Consider the following 24,582-nt stretch of genomic DNA (forward strand, 5'->3'; position numbering starts at 1 on the left):
GAGGCGGTGCGTACGCTGCGCACGAAATCGGCGACATAGCGGTCGAGCGCCTCGGCCTGCTCGTCGACCTTACGGGCCGCCTCCGCGACCTGGATCGCGGCATCGCCGGTGACGCGCGCCTCGACGCCGACGGCGCCGACATTGTTGGTAACGGCATCGGCGCTCAGTGCCACGGCCTGCGCGTCGGCGGCGATCGTCGAGGCGATGCCGGCCTGGCGGCTGACGACATCGGCGATCGCGCCGGATGTCTGCTCGATCGTCGTCATCGTGCCCTCGATATGGGCGACGGCTTCGAAGGCGGTCGCGGCGGCGCCGCGGATATCGGCGAGCGTCTCGGCGATGTCGCGGGTGGCCTTCTGGGTCTGCTCGGCCAGCGTCTTGACCTCGCCCGCCACCACCGCGAAGCCGCGGCCGGCCGCTCCCGCGCGGGCCGCCTCGATCGTGGCGTTCAGCGCGAGCAGGTTGGTGCGGGCCGCGATCTCCTCGATGAAATCGAGCACGGCGCGGACCTTGTCGGCCGCTTCCGTCAGCCCCGCGACGTCGCTGCGCGTGCTGCGGGCATAGGATGCGGCGGCGCGGACCGTGTCGTCGGCATGGCTGGTCTGCTGGGTGAGCTCGCGGATCGAGGCTTCGATCTCCTCGGCCGCGATCGCGACGCTGCCGATGCGGCGCGAGGCGCTGTCGGCTTCCTGCGTCACGCTCTCGGCGCGCAGCGTCGTCTTGTTGGCGTTCTCGACCATCTGGCCGGCGGCGTCGTGCATGCCCCGCAGAGAGATGCCGACATCGCCCAGCGCCTTGCCGACGGTACGCTCGAGATCGCTGGCCAGCGCGTCGAGGGTCGTCTTGCGCAGGGTCTCGATCTCGCTCCGGCGGGTTTCCAGCGTCTTCTCGGCGGTGATGTCGAGCAGGATGCCGTCCCAGACCAGGGTTCCGTCGCGCAGGCGCCGCTTGGTCGATTCGCTGCGCAGCCAGACGATGCCGCCATCGGGCGCATGATAGCGCCCCTCGAAGCGCCAGAGCGTCTCGGTCTCCTGCTGGTCGCGCCGCTGCTGCTCGAAGCGGGCCCGGTCTTCGGGCAGGAGCTTGCCGAGCCAGATTTCCGGATCGCGCTCGACCTCCTCCTTGGCGATCCCCAGCAGCTTGTCGATGGCGAAGGAGGCGAACTGGTAGGTCATCGTGCCGTCCGTGCGCACGATCCGCTGGTAGAGGGTGCCCGGCGCGCGGTCGATCAGGGTGCGCAGGCGATAGGCGATTTCGCGGCGGTCGTTGTCGTGGATGACGACGATGCCGGTGAGGATGATGCCGATCGTGCTGACCACGATCATCGCCGGGACGGCCTCGCGCAGGAAGCGCTCGCCGGCCTCGCCGGGTATGAAGGGGGTCGAGGCCAGCAGGCAGACGGCATCGAGCGACGAGAGCAGCAGCATGTCACGTGCCATCAGCGGGCGCCGGCGCCGTGCCAGCCAGATCGAGAAGCCGATGCCGATCACCATGCGGACCGCGATGCCGCTGACGCCGGTCACCATGCCGACGCCGCCCATCATCACGCGCGTCACCAGCAAGGGCACGGCGGTGATGAGCGCCGCCACGGGGCCTCCGATCGGCCCCGCCAGGATGACGAAGGTATTGCGGGAATCGACGACGAGTCCGGGCTGGAGCTGGACGGGGTTCGACATGCTCACCAGCGCGCCGGCCGCGAACAGGAGACCGACCGCGCAGGGGCGCAACCAGTCCCGCCCGACCAGCCACGGGGCGATCACCGTCAGCAGCAACCCCGCAAACAGCAGGAAGAACAGGCTCTGGACGAGATTGATGATCAACAATGTCGGAACCTTCGGCCGGGTCGGCTGTCCGACCTTGCTTTCAATTGTTGAAAGCCGTCCTAACGGATGGTCTTGGCCGGACATTTTGCTAGCGTGCCCGCGCCATGCGCCAGAGCACCTCTCCAGACACCGCCCGCCCCGTCGCTCCGGCCGCAGCCGCCGATCGCGTCACGCCGATGATGGCGCAATATGTCGAGATCAAAGCCGCCAATCCGGACTGCCTGCTCTTCTACCGGATGGGCGATTTCTACGAATTGTTCTTCCGGGATGCCGAGATCGCCTCGCGCACGCTCGGCATCGTTCTCACCAAGCGCGGCAAGCACCAGGGCGACGACATCCCGATGTGCGGCGTGCCGGTCGAGCGTGCCGACGATTATCTCCAGCGCCTGATCGCCGCCGGTCATCGCGTCGCCGTCTGCGAGCAGACCGAGGACCCGGCCGAGGCCAAGAAGCGCGGCAACAAGTCGGTGGTGAAGCGCGATGTCGTGCGCCTCGTCACGCCCGGCACCATCACTGAGGAGCGCCTGCTCGAACCCGGTCGCGCGAGCCTCCTCATTGCCGTCGCGCGCCGCAAGACCGGCGAGGCCGCCTCGCTCTACGGGCTCGCAGCGATCGACATCTCGACAGGCCGCTTCACCGTGATGGAGACGCCGCAGGAGCGGCTCGCCATCGAGTTCTCGCGGCTGGAGCCGCGCGAGATCGTCTGCCCGGACGCGATCCATGACGATCCCGAGCTCAAGGAATTCTGGCGCGAGATCACGATCCCTGTGACGCCGCTGGCGCGCGATGGGCTCGACGCGACCTCGGCCGAGCGGCGCCTGAAGGAATTCTTCGGCGTTGCCACGCTCGATGCCTTCGGCGCCTTCACGCGGGCCGAGATCGCAGCGGCTGGTGCGGCGCTGGCCTATGTCGAGCGCACCCAGCTCGGCGCCCGTCCGCCGCTCTCGGCCCCGATGCGCGATTCAGGCTCGGCGACGATGCTGATCGACGCGGCGACCCGGGCCAATCTCGAACTGACCCGCACGCTCGGCGGCGAGCGCCAGGGCAGCCTGCTCGCCACGATCGACCGCACGGTGACGCCGGGCGGCGCGCGCCTGCTGGCCGAACGCCTCGCCGGCCCGCTGACCGATACCGCTGCCATCGCCGCGCGCCATGACGCGGTCGAATTGCTCGTCGCGGATGCCGGCCTGCGCGAGGATCTGCGCACCGCCTTGGAGAAGGTCCCGGACGTCGCTCGTGCGCTGGCGCGGCTCTCGCTCGACCGTGGCGGCCCGCGCGATCTCGCGGCGCTCGGCGCCGGGCTCGACGCGGCCCGCGCGATTGCCGCCTTGCTGGTCCGGCGCGGTGAACTGCCTGTCGAACTGGCGCGTGCCATGCGGGCTCTTGGTGAAAGCGATCCCGATTTGCCGGTGCGTCTCAACGCGACGCTGGCTGACGAATTGCCGCTCAACCGCCGCGACGGCCGTTTCGTTCGCGAGGAGTTCGACTCAGCGCTCGACGAATTGCGTCTGCTCCAGATCGACTCGCGCAAGGTGATCGCCCAGTTGCAGGCGCGCTATGCCGCCGAGACCGGCTGCCGCACGTTGCGCATCAAGCACAACGCCATGCTTGGCTATTTCGTCGAGGTGCCGCAGGCGACGGGCGAGGAATTCCTGCGCGATCCCTGGCGCGCGACCTTCGTGCATCGCCAGACCATGTCGGACGCGATGCGCTTCTCCTCGGTCGAGCTCGGCGAACTCGAAGCCAAGATCGCTTCCGCCGCCGACCGGGCGCTGAAGCTCGAACTCGCCATCTTCGCGGCGCTCAGCGAAGCCGTGCTGGCCCAGGCCGAGCCGATCAAGGCGGCCGCTTTGGCCTTGGCGGAGCTCGATGTCGCTGCGGCCTTGGCCGATCTCGCGACCCGCGAGGGCTGGAGCCGCCCGCAGATCGATGACGGCGTCGCCTTTACGATCGAGCGCGGCCGCCATCCAGTGGTCGAAGCAGCGCTGAAGCGCGACGGCAAACCCTTCGTCGCCAACGACACCGAATTGTCGCCGCCGGGCACCGAGGCGAAGGGCGGGCGCATCTGCCTGATCACCGGCCCGAACATGGCCGGTAAATCGACCTTCCTGCGCCAGAACGCACTGATCGCGGTGCTCGCCCAGATGGGCTCCTTCGTGCCCGCGACTTCGGCGCATATCGGCATCGTCGACCGGCTGTTCTCGCGCGTCGGTGCCGCCGACGATCTCGCGCGCGGCCGTTCGACCTTCATGGTCGAGATGGTCGAGACCGCCGCGATCCTGAACCAGGCGGGCCCGCGCGCGCTGGTCATCCTCGACGAGATCGGGCGGGGCACCGCGACCTTCGACGGCCTCTCGATCGCCTGGGCCGCGATCGAGCATCTCCACGAGATCAACCGCTGCCGCAGCCTGTTCGCGACCCATTATCATGAACTGACGGCGCTCGGAGACCGGCTCGAGCGTGTCGCCAACGCGACCGTCCGCGTCACCGAATGGAAGGGCGAGGTCGTCTTCCTGCACGAGGTCGTGCCGGGCGCGGCCGATCGCTCCTACGGCATCCAGGTCGCCAAGCTCGCCGGCCTGCCGCCGGCCGTGGTCGAGCGCGCCCGTGCGATCCTCGGCGAGTTGGAGAAGACCGAGCGCGAGAAGCCGGTGGCGTCGCTGGTCGACGATCTCCCGCTCTTCGCCGTGCCGCAGCGCAGGCCGGCGCCGGTCGTTCCAGAAGGCGAGCCGGACGGTTTGCGTGAGGCTCTGGCCGGGATCGACCCGGACGAGATGACCCCGCGCGAGGCGCTGGAAGCGCTCTACCGCCTGAAGGTTTTGGTTTAGCTAGCCCAGCCGCTTGATGGCGGTGATCTCGCCGAAGCTCTTGGCGCGGATGCGGTCTCGCGCCTCGCGCAGCGGCTCGCGATAGACGCTCATCACATGCCCGCTGGCATGGAGCAGCGTGTCGGGAGCGGTCAGGATGCCGACATGGCCCTTCCAGAAGACGAGGTCGCCACGCTGCAAGCCGGCGAGGTCCTCGCGCAATTCGACAGTCCGGCCGAGCGTCGCCTCCATCATGTCTGAATCGCGCGGCGCGGCGATGCCGGCCGCCGCAAGGCAAAGCTGCGTCAGGCCAGAGCAGTCGAGCCCGAGGCTGGTCTTGCCGCCCCAGAGATAGGGCACGCCGACGAAGCGCTCGGCCACAGCGACGAAATCCGGCTCATGCTGGTCGATTGGCGCGAGGTGGGCGGCGAAGACGTGGCCGCCATCGGCCAGAACCGCGAAATCACCCTTGCTCTCGACTACGGCGACATTGGCACCGAACGACAGCGCCGTGAGCGGCGGCAATTTGATCGAGGGGCCGGGATAGACGAAGGTTCGCAAACCCGCAACGCGATGCGTTGGAGCAGGGCGGTCCGGCCGCAACGCATCGTCGGGGATGTAGCCGACATAGCCGTCACCCGCGAGCTGCGCCCAGGCCCAGCCCTCCTCGCGCTCGTAGACATCAACCAGTTCGCCGGCGAGCGCTTCGGTATCGAGCGCGGCGTCGGGGCGCGGCTCGCGCCGCACCGGGGCGGAAGCCGAGACGATGCGCATCGGTTGCGGATCGGCGAAGCGGGCGGCCTCGACCTGCCCCGTCAGCGTGCGTGCTGCGAGGTCGGGGCGGAAAGCATGGATGCGGCGGTCGAGAATCGTTGTCATGGCGGCAATCTAGCGCGGCGGGAGGTGGTCCGGGAGAGGCCTCAGCTTCCGCCGATCTCCTTGGCATGCTCGGTTACGAGATCTGCTAATCGCTCGACAGCCAAGGCTCCGGCGACGGTGCGCTGGATCACGACATTGCGGCGGTCGGCCTCGTCGCGCTTGCGGGTGAGCAGGCCGAGCTTGCCGAGCGTGTCGAGCGCGCGCGTGATCACCGGCTTGGTCACGCCGAGCTGTTTGGCGAGTCCGCGGACCGTATGCGGCGGCAGTTCGAGATAGACCGTGAGCAGGATCGCGGTCTGGCGCGCCGAGAGATCGGCGTCATGGTCCCGCACCAGATCGAGATGCACCTGCCGCCACAGCTTGAGCGCCTGCGAAGGCCTGATCTCCAGGGGCATAAAGACACGGGTCCAGATCGTTACGGACCCGTATCATTATCCCGGCGGCGGCGGCGCGCAATCGTCTTCGCGGATCAGCCTTAACCGCGCGGATAAAGCTGCTTCACCAGCGCGTGGATCAGGCGCGCGCCTTGGCATTCGCCGCCCTCCGGCCGCCCCGGCTTGGCCGAGGGGTTCCAGGCATAGATGTCGAAATGCGCGTAGGCCTGTGTCTTCTCGACGAAGCGGTTGAGGAACAGGGCCGCGGTGACCGAGCCGGCCATGCCCCCGCCGGAGACGTGGTTGACATCGGCGATCTTGGACTCCAGCAGGCCGTCATAGGGCGGCCAGAGCGGCAGCCGCCAGACCGGATCGTTCACCGCCATGCCGAGCCGGGCGATCTCGGCGGCGAGCTTTTCGTCATGCGTATAGAAGGGCGGCAGCTCCGGGCCGAGCGCGGTGCGGGCCGCCCCGGTCAGCGTCGCGAAATCGACGAGCAGGTCCGGTGCCTCCTCGTCGGCGAGCGCCAGCGCATCGGCCAGGATCAGCCGGCCCTCGGCATCGGTATTGCCGATCTCGACCGAGAGGCCCTTGCGGCTCGCCAGCACGTCGCCGGGCCTGAAGGCATTGCCCGACACGGCATTCTCGACGGCCGGTACCAGCAGCCGCAACCGCACCGGCAGCTTCGCCAGCATGATCATTCGCGCCGCAGCGATCGCGGCCGCCGCGCCGCCCATGTCCTTCTTCATCAGCAGCATCGAGGCGTCGGGCTTGAGATTGAGCCCGCCGGTATCGAAGGCGACGCCCTTGCCGACCAGCGTGACCTTGGGATGGGCGGGGTCACCCCAGACGAGGTCCACGAGCCGCGGTGCTCGTGTCGAAGCACGCCCGACCGCATGGATCATCGGGAAATTCCGGGCGATCAGGTCGTCGCCGACGATGCTGGTGACGGCCGCGCCGCATTCGGTGGCGAGCCCCCGGATCGCCGCTTCGATCTCGCCGGGCCCAAGCTCGTTCGCCGGTGTGTTGACGAGGTCCCGCGCCAGCATGGCGGACTCGGCGATCCGGCTGATCTCCTCGCCGTCGACACCATGGGGTACGACCAGCCGCGCGCGGGCCGGGCTGGGCTTGCGATAGCGATCGAAGCGATAGCCCTGCAGCAGCCAGCTCAGCGTTGCCAAGGCCGGGTCGCCGAAATCGCCCGACAGCGTGTAGTCGCCGGCCGGCAAAAGTGCGGCAAGACGCCCGGCCGCGAACGGATCGGGTCGGCGCCCAGCTATATCGACGCCGAGCAGGACGGCCGCCAGCTCTCCTTGCAGATCCGGCAGCAGGCAGTACTGGCCGGCGCGGGCGGCAAAGCCCTGGGCGAGGGCGAAACTGCGGTTGGCCGGAGACAACTGCTCCTGAAGGGCGGTCCATGTGCCGGTCGAGACGACGTGAACGGGAATGGCTGCGGTGGAGGCGGAGATCAGGAGAGTGTTCACGGAGCGCTGTTTCGATTTCGGGCAGGGGCTTCGGGAAGGCGATTAAGGATGCATTAGGGTTAACGCTTTATCACCGGATCGACCAGACGAACCCATCCAGACGGCCCGTTTTCGGGAGGCGATCCGGCCCATGTCTTCAGCCCGGCCCCATTATTCAATCCATCCCGCGGCTTCGGTCCGGACGGTGTCCGTTCGCGCGGCCCGGCCTGGTTCTCGCGCCGGTCTCGGCCTTGCCGTCTGTCTCGCTGCGCTGGTTCTGGCCGGCTGCCAGAGCCGCGGCGGCATCGGCGACGTCACCGGCTCGATCGGCCGCGCAAGTCCGGCGAGCCAGCCGCGCACGGCGTCGGACTGGCAGGCCGAACGCGAGACCTGGGCGAAGCGCTATGATGCCAATCCCAAGGACCGCGACGCCGCCTTCTATTATGCGCGCGCGCTGCGGAGCCTCGATCAGAATGCCCAGGCCCTGGCCGTGCTTCAGAGCGCCGTCCTCGCTCACCAGGACGACCGTGAGCTGCTTGGCGCCTATGGCCGCTCGCTTGCCGATAACGGTCGCCTGCAGGAGGCCGACGAGGTCCTGTCGCGGGCGCATTCGCCCGAGCGGCCCGATTGGCGGATCCTGTCGGCACAGGGCACGGTCGCCGACCAGCTCGGCGACCACGCACGCGCCCAGCAGATCTACCAGGCGGCCCTGAAGCTCGCCCCGAACGAACCGACGATCATGTCGAATTACGGGCTGTCGCTGGCCCTCTCGCGCAATTTGCCCGAGGCCGAGCGCGTCCTGGCCGAGGCGGCGGCGTCCGATCGTGCCGATGCCCGCGTCCGCCAGAATCTCGTCCTCGTGCTCGGCCTGCAAGGTCGCTTCGGCGAAGCGGAAACCCTGGCGCGCCGCGACCAGAGCCCGGCCGAGGCGGCCCAGACGATCGCCTATCTCAAGCGCAGCGTCAGCCAGCAGAACAGCTGGGAATTGCTGAAGGGCGGCAAGGGGAGCAAGGCGCAGTCCGCTGCCCGGCCGCCGGTTGCGAACGGGACGGTCGGCACCCCTGCCGGCATTCCGCCCGCCTGAGGAGCGGCTTCTGCAGAACCTGCGGCTTTCTCGAAAGCCGGACATCACAAGCGAATAAGGCCGGAGTCTCGAAACTCCGGCCTTATTCGTTTGTAGGATCGGCTTTGCGGCGCGCGTCTTCAGCGAAAGCAGGGTCTCGCCTGATTCACTGCCATTTGAAGACCTGCACCAGAGCCGGCGTCAGGATGATGACGAACAGCACGGGCAGAAAGAACAGGATCATCGGGACGGTCAGCTTCGGCGGCAGCGCGGCCGCCTTCTTCTCGGCCGCAGTCATGCGCTGGTCGCGGCTTTCCTGGGCGAGCGTGCGCAGGGCGGTGCCGAGCGGCGTGCCGTAGCGCTCGGCCTGGATCAGGGCGGTCGAGACCGATTTCACGCTTTCGAGTCCGGTGCGCAGCGCAAGGTTCTCGTAGGCGACACGGCGGTCGGACAGATAGGAAAGCTCGGCGGTGCAGAGCGCGAATTCCTCGGCCAGAGGAACCGACTGGTCGCCGATCTCGCCGGAAACCTTCCGGAAGGCATGCTCGATCGACATGCCGGATTCGACGCAGATCAGCAGCAGGTCGAGCGCATCCGGAAAGGCCAGGCGCATCGAAGCCTGCCGCTTGCTGGCCTGGTTCGACAGGAAGATTTCCGGCGCCTTGATGCCGAGATAGGCCGCGCCGATGGCCATGGCGACCTTGACCATGAAGGACTGGCCGAAACCGTTGATGACGAAGACGTAGAACAGCGTGAACAGGAACAGCCCGACCGGCGCGGCCAGGCGGAAGAACAGGAAGGCGACCTCGGCCTGTGGGCCGCGATAGCCGGCCATGGCGAGCTGCCGCTTGGCGTTGTCCGTGCCGAGCCAGTCGCCGAGCTTGAACCGCTCCACAACGCGCCGCATGTAGGCTTTCGGCTCCGGCCTCAGCGAGACCTTCTCGTTCTGCCGGTTGAGCCTCTCGCGCTCGCGTGCGCGGATCTTATCGCGCTCCGTTGCGACGTTCTTCATACGCTTCTGGAGGCTGTTGCCCTCGGTGAGCGGAATCGCGATCGTCAGCACGGTTGCCGCCGCCGCGATGGCGGCGAAAAGACCCAGCAGGAACTGCGGATTGGTGACGCTGTTGACGATCTGCGTAATCATCGCCCGCCTCAGATGTCGAAATTGATCATCTTGCGCATGATCAGCACGCCGATCAGCATCCAGATTCCGGCCGCGACCAGCGCGAACTTGCCGGTCTGGCTGATCCAGAGGATCTCGATATATCGGGGTGTGGTGAGCCAGACGAGGACCGCCACCGCGGGGGGCAGGGAGCCGATGATGGCTGCCGAGGCTTTGGCCTCCATCGAGACGGCCTGAATCTTGTCGCGCATCTTGCGCCGCTCGCGCAGAACGCGCGACAGGTTCGCCAGCGTTTCGGAGAGGTTGCCGCCGGTCTTCTGCTGGATGGCGATGACGATGCCGAAGAAATTGGCCTCGGAGCAGGGCATGCGCTCGAAGAGCTTGGTGGTCGCCTCCGACAGCGGCAGGCCGAGCGCCTGCGCCTCGATGATCTGCCTGAACTCGCCCTTCACCGGCTCCTGGGCTTCGTTGGCGATGATGCGCAGGCAATCGTTGACCGGCAGGCCCGCCTTGATGCCGCGCACGATGACATCGAGTGCGTTCGGGAATTCCGTGATGAATTTCTTCAATCGCTTGCTCTTGCAGCGCTTCAGGAACCAGGCGGGCAGGCCGAAGCCGCCGACGAAGAGGCCCGCGAGCCCGAGAATCCAGTTGCCGCTCGCCAGCCACAGCATCAGCCCCAGACCGACCGCCGTCCCGGTGCTGATCATGTAGTAGTTCTTGGGAGTCCAGGTCAGCCCGGCCTGGGCGATGCGCGTTTCCAGCGAAACCTTGTTGCGCGCATTCTCGCGGTTCTCGATCTCCTTGAGGCTTTGTGCGATCTGGCCGCGCTTGTTCCGGGCCTGCGCCTCCCGGTCGACGCCGCGAACCGCGCTGGGTCCGGCGAATTCCTTGCGCCGTTTTTCGGCGCGCTTTTCGCCGCTGAGGGTCGGGTACAGCAGCGCATAGACCACGCCGCCGACGGCGAACATGGCCAGCAGGGCGACGGCGAGCGTGCTCATGTTCGTGCCCCCCCTGCCCGCAGGATTTGCTGCTCAGAGGGCATTGCTGGTACCCGCTTCTTCGAGCTGATCGATCGCCGCTGCGAGGCGCTGCTCCTCGCTGTAGTACCGCGCCCGCTCCCAGAAACGCGGGCGTCCGACGCCGGTCGCACGGTGCCGGCCGATGAGCTTGCCGGCGGCATCTTCGCCGACCACGTCGTAGAGCATCAGGTCCTGGGTGGTGATGACCTCGCCTTCCATGCCCATCACTTCGGTGATGTGCGTGATGCGACGCGAGCCATCGCGCAGGCGCTGGGCCTGGATGATGACGTCGACCGAGGAGCAGATCATCTCGCGCAGCGTCTTCGACGGCAGCGAGAAGCCGCCCATCGTGATCATCGATTCGATGCGGCTCAGGCACTCGCGCGGCGAGTTGGCGTGCAACGTGCCCATCGAGCCGTCATGGCCGGTATTCATCGCCTGGAGCAGGTCGAAGGCTTCCGGTCCGCGCACCTCGCCGACGATGATGCGCTCGGGGCGCATGCGCAGGCAGTTCTTGACGAGGTCACGCATCGTAACCGCGCCCGTGCCTTCGAGATTGGGCGGGCGGGTTTCGAGGCGCACCACATGCGGCTGCTGCAGCTGGAGCTCGGCCGCGTCCTCGCAGGTGATGACGCGTTCATCTTCGTCGATATAGTTGGTCAGGCAGTTGAGCAGCGTCGTCTTGCCGGAACCCGTGCCGCCCGAGATCACGATGTTGCAGCGGACGCGGCCGATGATCTTCAGGATCTCGGCGCCCGGCGGCGAGATCGCGCCGAACTTGACGAGCTGGTCGAGCGTCAGCTTGTCCTTCCTGAACTTGCGGATGGTGAGGGCCGGGCCGTCGATCGCGAGAGGCGGCGCGATGACGTTGACGCGCGAGCCGTCGGCGAGGCGCGCGTCGCAGATCGGCGAGCTCTCGTCGACGCGCCGGCCGACCTGGCTGACGATGCGCTGGCAGATGTTCATCAGCTGGGCGTTGTCGCGGAAGCGGATATTGGTGAGCTGGATCTTGCCGGCGGTTTCGATGAAGGTCCGGCCTGCGCCGTTGACCATGATGTCGGCGATGTCGTCGCGCGCCAGCAGCGGCTCGAGCGGCCCGTAGCCGAGCACGTCGTTGCAGATGTCGTCGAGCAGCTCTTCCTGCTCCGCGATCGAGAGCACGACGTTCTTCAGCGAGATGATCTCGTTGATGATGTCGCGGATTTCTTCGCGCGCCGATTCCGAGTCGAGCTTCGCGAGCTGCGACAGATCGATGGCCTCGATCAGCGCTCCGAAGATCATGCTCTTCATCTGGTAGTAGTCTTCGGATCGCGGGGCCGTCTCGACGACGGGCGCGACCTTGCGTTCCTCCATGACGGCGGAGGCGGGTTCGGGTTTGCGCGGCGCGGCCTGCGTGGCTGCGGGCATCCTCGCGTTCAGGTTGGGCGCGTGACCTGCGCCTGCGGATCGCTTGCCGAACATCTCACTACTCTCCCGCCCGGCTTGCGCCGGCACATTGCCTGGCGTGCGGGCGTCTTTCCGTCATCGCCGCTCCCCGCCGGTCACGAGGCCTTGCGACGCTTCAGCTTCGCGACCAGCGGCTCGAACAGGCTGCGCCGGCCGCGCCTGGCTTCGCCACGGCCGGTCAGAGCGCTGGCGATCTGGGTGAAGGCTTCGCTCGCCTTGCTGCCGGCCTGGACCTCGGCGATCATCTGGCCGTTATTGGCGGCCGTGCCGAACAGCTGCGCATCGAATGGAATCGTGCTGAGCACGTCGATGCCGAGCGCCTTGGAGAATTCCCCGACATTGATTTCGGGCCGCTTGGGAACACCGACCCGGTTCAGCACCAGCCGGGCGACCGCATCGTTCGGCCGGGTGGCGCGCGACAGGTCGACCAGGTTCTTGGCATTGCGCAGGGAGGCGAGCTCCGGTTCGGCGACGATGACGATCTCGTCGGCACCCAGCATCGTCCGCTTTACCCAGGCGCTCCACTGATGCGGCACGTCGAGGATGATGCACGGCACGCTGGCGCGCAGCAATTCGAGGAGCTGTTCGAAGGCGTCCTCGTCGAGATCGACGGTCCGGTCGAGGATCGCCGGCGCGGCCAGCAGCGCGAGATTGTCGCTGCAGCGCGACAGGAGCCTGTCCAGCAGGTTGGAATCGAGGCGCTCCGGCGCAAACACCGCTTCCGCGATGCCTTGCGGCGGATCCTGGTTGAAGTTGAGGCCGGCCGTGCCGAAGGCGATGTCGAGGTCGACGACCACGGTCGAGGCGTCGAGATTGCGCGCGATCGCCCAGGAGACGTTGTGCGCGACGGTCGAAGCGCCGACGCCGCCCTTGGCTCCCATCACCGCGATGACGCGACCGAGATTGCGGGATTCGGGGGAGATGTACAGATCCGACAGGGTCCGCAGGACGTCCAGCGGTTCCAGCGGCGCGATGAGATACTCGCTGACGCCGCGGCGGATCAGGTCGCGATAGAGCTGGACATCGTTGACGTGGCCGACCACGACGACCTTGGTGCCCGCATCGCAGCTCTCGGACAGCGCTTCGAGATGCGCGACCAGCGTTGCCGGATCGGTGACCGCCTCGAGCACGATAATGTTGGGCGTCGGCGCTGCGCGGAAAGCTTCGACCGCCGCGGCCGGCCCGCCCATCTGGATGCGGGTATGCGCCTTGTCCATGCGCCGGTCCGCCACGGCTGCCTGCATGGTCGCCGCGACCGCGGGCGTTTCGCAGAACGCCTGCAGCGTGACGCGCGGCAGGGGCGCGATCGTCTCGTCGCTGGACAGTTCGATCGCGGGGGTTTCACGAGCCTCGGGCTGCATCAACCGCCTCCGCCGACAGTGGAGTTGATCTGCGGCGTCTGCTGCCGGTACTGGGTAGAGGGATCCGTGCCTTCGCGGATCTTGGTGATGGCGCCCATGCGCTTGACGATGTCGGGGCGGCCCTCCTCGCGTGCACGGACGAGATCGAGCGGATCGGCGACCTGGGCGGCGAGCGTCGCCTGCGATGCGCAGCCGAAATTCCAGTAGGGTGCGTTCGAAGACGAGAACTTGAAGTTGGAGCTACCCAGGTCTGTGGGCCATTGTCCGCAAGCATGGGCCACGCTCGCCTGGAGCGAGGCGAAGGTCAGGCGGATCGGTGAGGCGAGGCCCGGGTCCTGGACCGGATAGCTGCGCACGCTGAGGAAGGCCGGCGAGACGCCGCCGCGCGACAGTGCCGCCTTGATGCCGCTCAGCGTGTCCTGGGTCGCGTGATCGCGGCGGGCGCCGGTCGGCACCTCGGCCACAAGGCCTCCCTTGCCGGACCGGCGGAATTCGCGCGCGAAGCTGGCGACGTCCTCGGCCTGGCGGGCATCGAGCGCCCGGCCGGACCGCCCGACGAAGACGTCGAGCGAGCGTGGCGCGTCGCGCAGCACGATCGGATGGCGCTCGCGCACATCCTCCGGCCCGAAGGCGGAGTTGTCGGCGTCGGCCGTGCGGCTGGCGCAGCCGCCGATGAGGGCACCCAGCGCCAGCATGGCGGCGATCAGGCGCGGTCCTGTCGAGTCGTTCCGGGAGGAAACCGTCATGGTCGGGCCATCCATCATCGTTCTCATCGGGCGCTCAGTCGGCGATGAAGCCGACCCGGCCCTTGTAGGCCTGGGGAACCGGGCCGCTGCCGCTGCCATAGATCTTGTTCAGGCGCCCAAGCAGGATCGCCTGGGAGTCATGGCTCTCGACGAAGCCGTCATCCGGTCGCTGGACCTCGGTCGGCTGCATCGGCTTGGCGATGTAGGGCGTGACCGCGATCATCAGCTCGGTCTCCTCGCGCTGATAGTCGCGCGAGCGGAACAGCACGCCGATGACCGGCAGGTTCATCAGCCCGGGCAGGCCGTTGATCGAGGTCTTCGAAACGCGCTGGATCAGCCCGGCGGTGGCCAGCGTGCCGCCGGAGGGCAATTCGACCGTCGTGTCGGACTTGCGCACGCGGAAGGCGGGGACGGTGACGGTGGGCTGGCCGGATCCGCCCTGGAGCACGATCTGGTTCTCGAAGTCGAGTTCGGTGACCTCGGTCGCGATGCGCATGCTGATCTTGTTGGCCGAGAGCACGATCGGTGTGAAGTTCAGCGCGACGCCGACCGGCTTGTACTGGACGCCGAGCGTGCAGACGGCCTTGGCCGGATCGCAGGTGTAGCCGGTGGGAACCGGGATTTCACCGCCCGCCGTGAATTTCGCGCTCTCGCCCGAGATCGCGGTCACTGTCGGCTCCGCCAGGACGCGCGCCATGCCGGCCCGCTCCAGAGCCCGCAGCGTGAAGTTCTTGGTATTGCCGATGCCGGCGCTGATCGCCGAGGCGGACAAGGCCTGCGGCGAGAGCGAGAACGGATTGTCGATGGTGGGGGTCACCGAAAAGTTGCCGAGCTTCCATTCGCCGGTGGAGTTGATGCCGAGCTGCTTGATCGCCTTGCGCGAGACCTCCGACACCGTCACTTTCACCATCACCTGGTCGCGGTCGCGGATGGTCAGAGAGTTGATCACCGCCCCGCTCCGCCCGGTGGTGGAGGAAGCGCCGACGAAGGCCTTGGCGATATCGACCGCCTGGGTTGCGTCCGACGCGTTTGGCACCGTTCCCACGAGCAGGATCGAATCCCCGGCAGGCCTGATCTCGATCTGAGAGTTGGGAAGTGCCGTGCGCAGGGTCTGTCTGAGCACGTTGAGGTCCCGCCCGACATTGATGTCGAGCGCGGTGATCTGCTGGCCGTCGGCATCCATGACGAACATCGAGGTGGCGCCGTCGGCGATGCCGATCACGAAGAGCTTGCGCGCGGTGCGGACCACCGCGTTGGCGACCTTCGGATTGGCGACGAAGACCTCCTTGGCGTCGCGCGGGAGCTCGACGATCAGCGAGCGGCCGATCGAGAGGTCCAGTTTGCGGGAGATCGCGTTCTCGCTCGAGCCGACATTGAGGACGGGCGCCGGGCCGCTGCCGGTGGTGGACTGGGCGGCGGCGCCGCCGGCGGCCAGGAGGAAAGCGAGGGCGAACGCGCGGTTGATGGAGTATCGCATCATGGCTTCACGCTTTTCGAGGTGACGCCGTAGCGCACGAGAGTCAGCGAGTTATCGGACTGGGCAGGTGGCGTCTTTTCGCCGGCGTCCTTGAGGCTGCGCAGGGCCAGCGAGAGCGTGCCCGTCTTCTGGGCCTGGACCAGGCCTTCGACTTGCTTCGGATCCACCTCGAGCGTGGCGGTCTCCCCGACCACGACCTTCTCGCCGTTGCGCTCCTGCACGTTCTGGCCGATCGCCAGGACGCGGATATTGTGCAGGATGACCTCGCTCGCGGCGGCTTCGCCGCTCCCCGAGGTTGTGATCACGTCGACGCGGTCGTTCGGAAGGATGAAGCCGCCGGCGGTGTTGGCGCCGCGGCTGTCGGTCGAGATCGCGACGGCGCGCATACCCGAGGGCAGAACGGCGGAGAGGAAGCCGGTTCCGTCGGTCTTGATCAGCTTCTCGCGGCGGATCGGCTCGGCACCGAGGGTGGCATAACGCGCCAGCTGCCCGATGATTTCCTTTTCGGCCTCGGGGGATTCGTCCTTGCGGATGATGCCGGTCGGCACGCTCGCGAGCGGCCAGTCGAGCCAGCGCAGGTCGTTGGCGGTCACCGTGCTGCCCACCGGTATATCGCTGGCAGCGACCAGGACCGGCACGGTTGGGGCAGGTTCGATCTTTGCGACCGGCGCAGGGACCTGCGATGGGCCCTGGACGAGCAGCGCCGCTCCCAGTCCTGCGGCCAGCGCGACCACGAGTATGATGATGCGTGCGGGACTCATGAACGAACGATCCTCGGCCAAGCGTGATTGGCTCTCGTCCCGGATCGTCGTTCGGAAACGTCAACTTATGGTTAACCGGACGTATATTTTTTGAATGCCGGTGCTGTTGCGTCCGGGGCCTGTCAGACGCCGATGGCAGCGTGCCAGATCGTCGTGTCCGGCAGCACCAGAAGTGCGGCGAAGGCCAGAGCAATGCCGTAGGGCACACCCTCATTGGCGGCATGCAGCCGGCGCGCCCAGCTCCATTTCTCGACGAATTCCGGCAACGGGCGGGATCGCAGTCGCAGGATGAGGATGGTCAACAGGCCGCCGAACAGGGCTGCGATAAGCAGATAGGGCATCAACTGGTCGAAGCCGAACCAAAGTGCCGTCGCCGCAGCGAGTTTGGCATCCCCGCCACCGATCCATCCGGCGGCGAACAGGCCGAAGACGAGGATCAGAACCAGCGCTCCGGCAGCGAGATGCCAGCCGATTGCGGCCGGGCTCAGGCCGAGCAGGATGCAGCAGAGCCCGAAGCTGCCGACGAGAAGCAGGCAGAGTCGGTTCGAGATCGTCATCGAGACCAGGTCGCTGGCCGCGGCATAAGCCATGGCGAAAGGAAAGACGCCGAGCATGACGATCTGGGCCAGGGTCATGAGAGTTCCTCCGCTACAGGCGGGATATTGCCGCAAACGCCTCACCAAACCCTTACGGCGATTGAAACAACCCTGTGTGAAAAGCAAAACGCCCCGGCGATGCCGGGGCGTTCATCCGATCGAGCGCGTTGCTGATCAGACCTTGCCGGCCTGCGTCGACAGCTTGGTGCCGATGTTGGTGAACAGGGTGCTCAGGTTGGAGCCGAGCGTGGTCGCGGCGGTGATGATGCCGACGGCGATCAGAGCGGCGATCAGGCCGTACTCGATGGCGGTGGCGCCGGACTCGTCCTTGACGAAGCGAGCGAAAACGTTGGTCATGCTGAATCTCCTTTACACCACGGTTTGACGGCTGCCTGTGCTCTAGGTGGCTTCGGTCAGCGACAGGAACGACATTAGCCGGCCCATCTTGCTGATCGGTTAAACGGATCGAAGAATTGGCCTGTTTTGCGTCGTGTTTTTCTCGTAGTTAACGCTCGATTTAAAGGGCATAATCCGGAAATGACCTTATTGAAAAAGGCGGATGCAGCGAGAATGTTTCGGTAAACAAGGTGTTTAATCGATTGTTTTCTGGGGGATTAGTTTTCTTTCGCTTGACCCTGAACGCTCAGTCGTATCGATGTTCCCTTGCGACATGTTCGGCGCGGCGCGATGAAAGCGCTGCCGTCCGCGCGCTTAGGGTTTGATTCATCATTTTGGGCTTTGCTGGCGGCGTCGCAAAGCTTGAGGCGCCGCCATGTTGATCATCTGTGCTCATCACGGGCGCCGTTGGCTCGCCAGCCGGACGGCTGCGGCGATCCTTGCGATCGTCATGTCCGGCGCTGCCATCGCCGCACCACGGGGGCAATCCGAGAGCGTGATCGTCATGGTCGACCACGCCAAGGTCGTGCGCCTGCCCGAGAAGGCCCAGACGGTTGTCGTCGGCAACCCGGCCATCGCCGACGTATCGGTGCAGCGCAATGGCATCATGATCGTGACGGGCAAGAGCTTCGGCGTGACCAATCTGATCGCGCTCGACGCCAACGGGACCCTCCTGGCGGAATCGCTGGTGCGGGTCGGCACCGCATCGGATTCGGTCCTGACGGTGCAGCGGGGCATGGATCGCGAAAGCTATGCTTGTAATCCCGACTGCCAGCCCGCCGTCCAGATGGGCGACAAGCAGGATTATTTTGCAAGCGCTGCGGGGCAGGCGACGGCCCGCAATGCGCTGGCGACGGCAACGCGGAACTAGAAGCGCCGCGCAAGGGCTCGCTGGCCTGATCCTCGCTCGGTTCCGGGCGGCGGTTCCTTGCGGTCGAACGGTGTTCGGGTGCGCGTGCCCTTCGGGCGCGGGGGACGCTCTTCCCGGTATTTCGTCATGCACCAATAGGTGAACGCAGACGACCATCCGATGAGAAGCAGGCCCGACCGGCCCCCGGCACCGGCAAATATTCGCAAGGGCCCGTAGCTGAATGCCTGGCTGCTGCCCAGAGCCGCATAGGATTCGAACGAGATGTAGAAAGCCTGGGCCAGCGACGCCCCTCTTCCGATCTCGAACGAAGCGATATCGCCGCCCCATGACAGGAAGCGGAGCACCAGCGCGAAGATCGCGCGCAGCCTTCCGGCGCGGGAAGACGCGCGATTGCGCAATGGCAAAGAGCAGAGGTCGATTGTCATGATTCTGGTCTGCGGCGAAGCGCTGGTCGATCTGTTCGCGGGAGCCGCGGACGGAATCGAGATGCCGGCGCGGATCGTGGCCGGCGGCTCTCCCTTCAATGTCGCGATCGGCCTCGCCCGGCTCGGTGTCGAGGCGGCCTTCCTCGGCGGTGTCTCGCGCGACGGCTTCGGCACGCTGCTCGCCGATGTGCTGAAGCGGGAGGGGGTCGATGGGCGTTACCTCGTTCGCAGCGATCGGCTCACGACGGTCTCGGCCGTGACGATGGGGAAGGATGGGCATCCGAGCTATTCCTTTCACGGCGAAGGCGCGGCGGATCGCTCGCTCGGCCTCCAGGACCTGCCCGCAGCGTTGCCCAACGCGATCCGTGCGCTGACCTTCGGCTCCTATACGCTGGCCGTCGAGCCGGCGGCTTCGGCCTATGCGGCTCTGGCCGAGCGCGAGAACGGCAGGCGCCTCATCAGCGTCGACCCGAACCTGCGCCCGACCGCGATCGGCGACATGTCGGGCTGGCACAGCTCGGCTGAGCGGTTCTATCGGGCGGCGACCGTGATCAAGGCCAGCGACGAGGATATCCGTATCGCCTGGGACTGCCAGCTCACCGTTGCGGAAGCGGCCGCCTACTGGCTCGACCTCGGGGCGACGCTCGTCGTCGTCACCCGCGGCGAGCAAGGCGCCAGCGCATTCTCCGCCTCGGGCCAGGTTTCCGTGCCTGGACACAAGGTCGCCGTGCGCGACACGGTCGGAGCCGGCGACACCTTCCACGCGGCGTTGCTCGCGCGGCTGGAGCAAACCGGCCGGCTCACTCCGCAAGCGGTCGCGGCGCTCGATTCCGACGCGATCGCGGAGTTGCTGGCCTATGCTGCGGCGGCAGCGGCCATCACCGTCACCCGCTCCGGCGCCGATCTGCCGCGTGCGGCGGAGGTCGATGCCGTCATCGCCTCACGGCCACGGCAGCTCGATCCGGTCCGATCCTGATCTTCTCAGGTGTCAGCGCAGTGCGGTCCACGCGATCGCCTATGGTTAGCGAAGGCTTCACGTCGATTCTGGAGGCCGGGCAGAGCCCCTAACCGATCTGAAATGCTTTTGCCCTAGAGATTTCCGGCCTGAGCAGACGCTCGATGGGGCAAACGGATGTTTGACCGAACGAACAGCATTCCCATGCCGGATGGCGAACCAGGGCGCCGCCATGCCGGCCGCCTGCTGCTGCGACGATTTCGCCGCTCGCAGGACGGGGCGGCGGCCGTGGAGTTCGCCTTCGTCGCCGTGCCGTTCTTTGCGATCCTCTTCGCGATTTTCGAGACGGCTCTGATGTTCTGGACCAATCAGGTCCTGGAAGAATCGCTGTCGCAGGTCTCGCGTTCCCTGGTCACGGGCCAGTCGCGGAGCATCTACACGGGAGCGACCGGCCTGGTGAACGCCGCGAAGTTCCGCGACGATATCTGCGCCGCGGCCCCGATGGGCCTCATCGATTGCTCGAAACTGTATGTCGACGTGCGCGTCTACAACAGCTTCTCCGCCGCTTCGACCGGAACGTCCGGCAGCAATCCCCTTGCGGGCGGAAGCCTCAATACGAGCGGCTTCACTTACGTTCAGCCGCAGGGCAACGACATCGTCGTTGTTCGCGCCGTGCTCGACTACAGCCTCTTCCTGACGAGTTGGGCTTCCACGGCGCTGGCCAATATCGGGTCGGGCCGGCGCGGCATCGTCGTCAGCATGGCCTTCCGGGCCGAGCCGTTCGTGACCGGAGGATCCGGGGGGTGAAGCACATGCTGCGCGGTTTTTGCTCACGCTCCCGCCTCTGGCGCCGGTTCTGCCGCAATCGGGATGGTGTGGCGGCGGTCGAATTCGCGATGATCCTGCCGGTGATGCTCATCGCCTATGTCGGGATGGTCGAGGTCGTGCAGCTCGTGATGATCAACCGCAAGGTCACGCAGCTGACCTCCGCTCTCAGCGATCTCACGGCGCGCGTGCAGTCGGTGGCGCCCGCCGATGTCGAGAACATCTTCAATGCCGCCCAGACCGTCCTGATGCCGTATGACTACAGCCAGGCCACGATGGTCATCGCCAGCATCGTCATCGACGGCTCTGGCGTCGCCAAAGTCTGCTGGAGCAGCCAGCGCAACGATACGGCGCTGGTTCGGGGAACGACGGTCACCGTTCCCGACAGCGTCAAGGTTCCCAACACCTCGGTCATCATGGCGCGCGCGAGCTACAAGTATACACCGACCATCGGCTACGTCCTGACCGGGATCTTCACGCTCGGCAACAACCCGATCTACTCGCGCCCGCGCAACGGTCTTGCCGGGGGCACCCTGAATGTCGAGCAGGTGAACCGGACGGACGTCAATCCGTGCCCGCTATTCAACTGACCGTCGCTCCGGCCGGACGGCCGGCCTCGCGCCTGAGCCTGAAGAACAGGAAAGCGGGCTGAGGCTTTGGGGGACACGGCGGTCAGCCGCGCAGCACCATGCGCCCGGTCTGGACCTCGTAACCCTGCAGCTTGCTGAGGAAGGAATTGCCCAGCAGGCTCATCGAGAGCGCTCCGGCCGGCAGCACGACGGCGTCGACATTGCGCACGACGATGTCGCCGAGCCGGATCTCCCGCAGGGTCGCCCGGAACCCCGCAACGGCGCCATTGGCCGTGCTCAGGATCACCTTGCGCGTCGAGGCATCGCTCCTGATGCCCAGGGCCTGGGCATCCGCGGCGGTCAGCGCCACGATGCTGGCACCGGTGTCGACCATCATCTTGATGCGGTAATTCTCGACCGTGGGATGCACGATATAGTGCCCGCGATAGTCGGCGGCGACGGCGAGCGTCGAGGGAATGCGCGGTCCGGGTGGCCGCTGTTGCGGCGCGGCGGCCGCGACGGAAGGCGCGCCGGTGACCATGCGCGGGGCCACGAATTGCGTGTAGGACAGGGTTCCGGCGATCGCGGTTCCGGCCACGCTCAGCGCCCAGATCAACGGTTGTGTCGCCACGGTTCCTCGCGATCCTTCTGCCGGTGCTGCCACAATGCGCAGCGAGCCCTGACGAAGCGTGAAGAGCTTGCACGCATTTGCGTGCAACCGGGGAGAACGGGCGTGCGAGATTGCGGGCAGCCTTAATCCGAGCTTACCGATGCACCGTCGGCAAGCGAGGCCGCCAGCCTCGCGATCTCGGCCGCACGGGGTATGCTCGGCTGGGCTCCGCGGCGCGTGCAGGCAAGGGAGCCGGCGGCGAGCCCCTCGCGGAGCGCTGCGGGCATATCCTTGCCGGCCGCCATCGCAGCGGCAAAGGCGCCGATAAAGCTGTCTCCGGCCGCGACAGTGTCGATCACCGCGACCCGTGGAGCCGCGAGACGATGACGGGTGCCGCCGGTCCAGGCGACGACCCCGTCCGCACCCAGGGTCACGATCGTGGCGATGCGCCGCTCACCGTCGAGCCGGCGGGCGATCGCATCCGGACCGCGATCCGGCCAACCGAGCGCTTGCGCGAGCACCAACGCCTCGTGCTCGTTGACGATCATCATATCGAGCTGGTCCAGCAGGACGGCCGACGGCGCCTCGGCTGGAGCAAGGTTGAGGATGACGCGCCCGCCCGCCCGCTTCATCGCGCGGGCGGCTTCCAGGCAGGCCTCTTCAGGCACTTCCCGTTGCAGGAGCAGGATATCTTCCGCTGCGAGCTCGATATGCCGCAAGGCATCCGGCCGGACGGCAGCATTGGCGCCGGCTGCGACGATGATCTGGTTGGCGCCTTCGCGATCCGTCGCGATGAAGGCGGCGCCGGTCGGCTCGTCGACCTGTGCGACATGGTCCAGATCGACGCCGTCGGTGGCGAGCAGCGCCAGCGCGGCATCGCTGAACCGGTCCCGCCCGGTCGCGCCGATCAGTACGACGTCCGCGCCGGCACGCCGGGCCGCGAGCGCCTGGTTCGCGCCCTTGCCGCCCGGATGCAGGGCATAGCCCGGTCCAAGTACGGTCTCGCCCGGCCCCGGCAGGCGCTCGACCGGCGTCACCAGGTCGATATTGATCGAGCCGAAGACGACGATCATGCGGACAGTTCCCCGGCAAGGCGCCTGACACCCGCGACGAAGGCAGCTTCGGGCGAGATGATCCGGACGGGATGGTTTCGCGCGCGCAGACCGGTGCCGTAGCTCTCGGCCAGAGCTCCGTCCGCGACGAGATGGATTTCCTGGCCCCGGCCGAACAGGGCTTCGGCGCCCGCAATCTCCTGCCCGACCAGCAGTGCCGAGAGATAGGGCCCGACTGCCCCGCCCGCCATCCGGCCCGCAAGGACTTCGGTCCGGGCGGCGAAGGCGGTGTTGAGCAATCCGCCGGGCCGCGCGGTCGCCGCGCGGCCGCGCGCAGCGCCCTCGACCGCGTCCGCCTCTGAGGGGGCTTCCGCCAGCCGGGCGAGGATCGAATCGTTGCGCAGCAGCCCGTAGATCTCGCCGGTCATGAAGCTGGCGAAGCGGGTGATCCGACCTTGCCGGATCTCCGCCCATTTCGAATGGGTACCCGGCAGACAGGCGATGCCGTCGCTCACGCCGAGGCCGACGATCAGGGTCTCCTCGCCGCGCATCACGTCGAAGGCGCCGTCATCGCAGCTTAGTCCAGGCAGGATGGTGGCACGCGTTCCGGCGTCCAGGTCCACCTTGATCGCAGCGGCCGCGATCTCGGCCGGCGAGGCCGGGCAGGGCACATAGCGCGCCTCGATCCAGCCGTTGCGGCTGCCGACCATGCCGGCGAGCACGATCGCGGCGTCGGGCGTGGCATGGCGGAAATCCCCGGCGAGCTCGGCGAAGGCCTCGGGATAGCCGCCGGGGGGAACCGACTGGATGCCACGATCGGCGACGCGGCGCTCGAGAACCGCACCCGTCTCCGAGATCAGGAAGGCGCGCGCGCGGGTCGTGCCCCAGTCGAGCGCAATCAGAGGTTTGGGCATGGCAGGCTCCGGCAATAGCAGGCGACTGTCTCCGCCGCTCCCCACGGGGTCAAGAGCTGCCGCCGAGAAGCCTTGTGCAAGGCGCGCCTTCCCGGCAACCCTGCGAGACTCGATGCTGGACCGAATCGGACAAGCCGGATGCTCGAACTGCAGGCGGGCGGCCTCGATGCCGTCATCCATCCCGATAGGGGTGGCATCGTTTCCTCTCTGAGCTGGCGCGGGCCGGACGGGCGGCGCCATGACGTCCTCTACCCGCCCGCCGGGCGACAGCCCGGTACGACGTCGCCGAATTTCTTCGGGACCTGGGCGCTGCTGCCCTTCGCCAATCGCGCCTTCGATTGCGTCGTCGACGATGGTGAGCAGCGCTTCCTCGTGCCTCGGAACGATCCGGGCGGCGCGATCCACGGCTTCGGCTGGCAGTCGGCCTGGGATGTGCTGGAGTATGACCGCGGCCATACCGTCCTCGAACACTGCCGCACGGAGGGGCCGGATCCCTATCGCTACCGTGCGCGGCAGGACATCACCCTTGACGAAGCCGGTATGACCATCCGGATGACGATCACCAACGAGGCGGGGACGGCACTACCGTTCGGCATCGGTCACCATCCCTGGTTTCCCTGTGCCGCCGATACGAGCTTGGTCATGCGCAGCCGAGGCGCGCTGGTCTTCGGCGAGGCATTTCGCGCCATCGGCCAGCAGGCTTTCACCGATGGCGGTCCCTATGCCGGGACCCATCCCTTCCGCGCCGAGACGGTGACCGCCTGGAGCTTCCTCGGCTGGGACGGCACGGCAAGGATCGAGACACCCTCGATCGGCCTCGCCATCACCCTGACGGCGAGCAACACTCTCGACTGCCCGGTGGTCTGGGCGCCGGCGGGAGCGGATTTCCTCTGCGTCGAGCCGCAGAGCCATGCGATCGGTGCGCCGAGCGAGCCGCCGGCGCGTGCCGCTTCTCCGCTCAAGCGCCTGGCGCCGGGGGAGACGCTGGAAGGCTGGCTCAGGATCGCGCCGGAAGTGATCTGAC

General features: G+C 67.1%; 24 protein-coding genes. 7 read left to right on the forward strand and 17 right to left on the reverse strand.

The features are described 5' to 3' along the window. The coding region (locus tag Q0Q36_RS20425) for a methyl-accepting chemotaxis protein (RefSeq protein ID WP_293800915.1) at positions 1 to 1,820 on the reverse strand (1,820 nt) is incomplete at its 3' end. Between the two features lie 179 nt (positions 1,821 to 1,999). On the opposite strand from Q0Q36_RS20425, the gene mutS reads away from it, so the two are divergent. Next, entirely contained in the window at positions 2,000 to 4,651 is a 2,652-nt protein-coding gene (gene mutS, locus Q0Q36_RS20430; protein ID WP_293800969.1) for a DNA mismatch repair protein MutS, read from the forward strand. On the opposite strand, the gene Q0Q36_RS20435 is transcribed toward mutS, so the two are convergent. The 3 genes from Q0Q36_RS20435 to Q0Q36_RS20445 all read right to left on the reverse strand — a co-directional run bounded on the left by Q0Q36_RS20435 (position 4,652) and on the right by Q0Q36_RS20445 (position 7,367). Continuing rightward, positions 4,652 to 5,509: an NlpC/P60 family protein gene (locus Q0Q36_RS20435; protein WP_293800917.1), complete on the reverse strand. Its 858-nt coding sequence runs from the start codon at positions 5,507 to 5,509 to the stop codon at positions 4,652 to 4,654. It lies immediately after the preceding gene. A 41-nt stretch (positions 5,510 to 5,550) separates the two neighbouring features. Further along, positions 5,551 to 5,904 carry a MarR family transcriptional regulator gene (locus tag Q0Q36_RS20440; RefSeq protein WP_265057266.1) on the reverse strand — a complete coding sequence of 118 codons (354 nt, stop codon included), beginning with the start codon at positions 5,902 to 5,904 and terminating at the stop codon, positions 5,551 to 5,553. Between the two features lie 80 nt (positions 5,905 to 5,984). Further along, the gene (locus tag Q0Q36_RS20445) at positions 5,985 to 7,367 is read right to left on the reverse strand and encodes a M17 family metallopeptidase (protein ID WP_293800918.1); all 1,383 of its coding nucleotides are present in this window, start codon (positions 7,365 to 7,367) and stop codon (positions 5,985 to 5,987) included. A gap of 184 nt (positions 7,368 to 7,551) precedes the next feature. On the opposite strand from Q0Q36_RS20445, the gene Q0Q36_RS20450 reads away from it, so the two are divergent. Further along, positions 7,552 to 8,430: a tetratricopeptide repeat protein gene (locus tag Q0Q36_RS20450; protein ID WP_293800919.1), complete on the forward strand. Its 879-nt coding sequence runs from the start codon at positions 7,552 to 7,554 to the stop codon at positions 8,428 to 8,430. Between the two features lie 145 nt (positions 8,431 to 8,575). Here the strand turns inward: Q0Q36_RS20450 and Q0Q36_RS20455 are convergent, their stop codons facing one another. The 9 genes from Q0Q36_RS20455 to Q0Q36_RS20495 all read right to left on the reverse strand — a co-directional run bounded on the left by Q0Q36_RS20455 (position 8,576) and on the right by Q0Q36_RS20495 (position 17,298). Continuing rightward, positions 8,576 to 9,553, reverse strand: coding sequence for a type II secretion system F family protein (locus tag Q0Q36_RS20455; protein ID WP_293800920.1), 978 nt, complete (start codon positions 9,551 to 9,553; stop codon positions 8,576 to 8,578). Between the two features lie 8 nt (positions 9,554 to 9,561). After that, positions 9,562 to 10,533 carry a type II secretion system F family protein gene (locus Q0Q36_RS20460; protein WP_293800922.1) on the reverse strand — a complete coding sequence of 324 codons (972 nt, stop codon included), beginning with the start codon at positions 10,531 to 10,533 and terminating at the stop codon, positions 9,562 to 9,564. 33 nt (positions 10,534 to 10,566) lie between these two features. Further along, positions 10,567 to 11,907 (reverse strand): CpaF family protein, encoded by a 1,341-nt coding sequence (locus Q0Q36_RS20465; protein WP_293800971.1) that lies wholly within the window; start codon positions 11,905 to 11,907, stop codon positions 10,567 to 10,569. Between the two features lie 188 nt (positions 11,908 to 12,095). Then, positions 12,096 to 13,361 carry a P-loop NTPase gene (locus Q0Q36_RS20470; protein ID WP_265057271.1) on the reverse strand — a complete coding sequence of 422 codons (1,266 nt, stop codon included), beginning with the start codon at positions 13,359 to 13,361 and terminating at the stop codon, positions 12,096 to 12,098. Continuing rightward, the gene (locus tag Q0Q36_RS20475) at positions 13,361 to 14,107 is read right to left on the reverse strand and encodes a CpaD family pilus assembly protein (protein WP_293800925.1); all 747 of its coding nucleotides are present in this window, start codon (positions 14,105 to 14,107) and stop codon (positions 13,361 to 13,363) included. Before Q0Q36_RS20475 ends, Q0Q36_RS20470 begins: the two co-directional genes overlap by 1 nt. Positions 14,108 to 14,141: 34 nt before the next feature. Further along, positions 14,142 to 15,587, reverse strand: a complete 1,446-nt coding sequence (locus Q0Q36_RS20480; RefSeq protein ID WP_293800927.1) for a type II and III secretion system protein family protein — start codon at positions 15,585 to 15,587, stop codon at positions 14,142 to 14,144. Continuing rightward, complete coding sequence (gene cpaB, locus Q0Q36_RS20485) at positions 15,584 to 16,345, reverse strand: Flp pilus assembly protein CpaB (RefSeq protein ID WP_293800929.1); 762 nt, start codon at positions 16,343 to 16,345, stop codon at positions 15,584 to 15,586. Before cpaB ends, Q0Q36_RS20480 begins: the two co-directional genes overlap by 4 nt. Before the next feature lie 122 nt (positions 16,346 to 16,467). Next, positions 16,468 to 16,980 (reverse strand): prepilin peptidase, encoded by a 513-nt coding sequence (locus Q0Q36_RS20490; protein ID WP_265057275.1) that lies wholly within the window; start codon positions 16,978 to 16,980, stop codon positions 16,468 to 16,470. Between the two features lie 135 nt (positions 16,981 to 17,115). Next, the gene (locus tag Q0Q36_RS20495) at positions 17,116 to 17,298 is read right to left on the reverse strand and encodes a Flp family type IVb pilin (RefSeq protein WP_265057276.1); all 183 of its coding nucleotides are present in this window, start codon (positions 17,296 to 17,298) and stop codon (positions 17,116 to 17,118) included. A gap of 415 nt (positions 17,299 to 17,713) precedes the next feature. Here Q0Q36_RS20495 and Q0Q36_RS20500 point away from each other — a divergent pair, with 415 nt between their 5' ends. Beyond that, on the forward strand, positions 17,714 to 18,208 hold the full coding sequence (locus Q0Q36_RS20500; protein WP_293800932.1) for a pilus assembly protein N-terminal domain-containing protein: 495 nt from the start codon (positions 17,714 to 17,716) through the stop codon (positions 18,206 to 18,208). Here Q0Q36_RS20500 and Q0Q36_RS20505 read toward each other — a convergent pair. Next, the gene (locus tag Q0Q36_RS20505) at positions 18,205 to 18,633 is read right to left on the reverse strand and encodes a hypothetical protein (RefSeq protein WP_293800934.1); all 429 of its coding nucleotides are present in this window, start codon (positions 18,631 to 18,633) and stop codon (positions 18,205 to 18,207) included. The two genes, Q0Q36_RS20500 and Q0Q36_RS20505, sit on opposite strands and share 4 nt — an antisense overlap. On the opposite strand from Q0Q36_RS20505, the gene Q0Q36_RS20510 reads away from it, so the two are divergent. The 3 genes from Q0Q36_RS20510 (at position 18,632) to Q0Q36_RS20520 (ending at position 21,003) form a co-directional block, all read left to right on the forward strand. Next, entirely contained in the window at positions 18,632 to 19,609 is a 978-nt protein-coding gene (locus Q0Q36_RS20510; protein WP_293800936.1) for a carbohydrate kinase, read from the forward strand. The genes Q0Q36_RS20505 and Q0Q36_RS20510 overlap by 2 nt on opposite strands. A 156-nt stretch (positions 19,610 to 19,765) precedes the next feature. Further along, entirely contained in the window at positions 19,766 to 20,395 is a 630-nt protein-coding gene (locus Q0Q36_RS20515; RefSeq protein ID WP_293800938.1) for a TadE/TadG family type IV pilus assembly protein, read from the forward strand. Positions 20,396 to 20,463: 68 nt separating this feature from the next. Continuing rightward, positions 20,464 to 21,003, forward strand: coding sequence for a TadE/TadG family type IV pilus assembly protein (locus Q0Q36_RS20520; protein ID WP_293800940.1), 540 nt, complete (start codon positions 20,464 to 20,466; stop codon positions 21,001 to 21,003). 82 nt (positions 21,004 to 21,085) lie between these two features. On the opposite strand, the gene Q0Q36_RS20525 is transcribed toward Q0Q36_RS20520, so the two are convergent. The 3 genes from Q0Q36_RS20525 to Q0Q36_RS20535 all read right to left on the reverse strand — a co-directional run bounded on the left by Q0Q36_RS20525 (position 21,086) and on the right by Q0Q36_RS20535 (position 23,558). Next, a complete protein-coding gene (locus Q0Q36_RS20525; RefSeq protein WP_293800942.1) occupies positions 21,086 to 21,613 on the reverse strand; it encodes a TIGR02281 family clan AA aspartic protease in 528 nt (175 codons plus the stop codon). Positions 21,614 to 21,735: 122 nt separating this feature from the next. Then, the gene (locus tag Q0Q36_RS20530; RefSeq protein ID WP_293800944.1) at positions 21,736 to 22,665 is read right to left on the reverse strand and encodes a ribokinase; all 930 of its coding nucleotides are present in this window, start codon (positions 22,663 to 22,665) and stop codon (positions 21,736 to 21,738) included. After that, on the reverse strand, positions 22,662 to 23,558 hold the full coding sequence (locus tag Q0Q36_RS20535) for a 2-dehydro-3-deoxygalactonokinase (RefSeq protein ID WP_293800946.1): 897 nt from the start codon (positions 23,556 to 23,558) through the stop codon (positions 22,662 to 22,664). Before Q0Q36_RS20535 ends, Q0Q36_RS20530 begins: the two co-directional genes overlap by 4 nt. Positions 23,559 to 23,696: 138 nt before the next feature. Between Q0Q36_RS20535 and Q0Q36_RS20540 the strand changes: the two genes are divergently transcribed. After that, the gene (locus Q0Q36_RS20540) at positions 23,697 to 24,581 is read left to right on the forward strand and encodes a hypothetical protein (RefSeq protein ID WP_293800948.1); all 885 of its coding nucleotides are present in this window, start codon (positions 23,697 to 23,699) and stop codon (positions 24,579 to 24,581) included. Position 24,582 lies beyond the last annotated feature (1 nt).

The organism is uncultured Allobosea sp., assembly GCF_945957345.1.
Classification (GTDB): domain Bacteria; phylum Pseudomonadota; class Alphaproteobacteria; order Rhizobiales; family Beijerinckiaceae; genus Allobosea.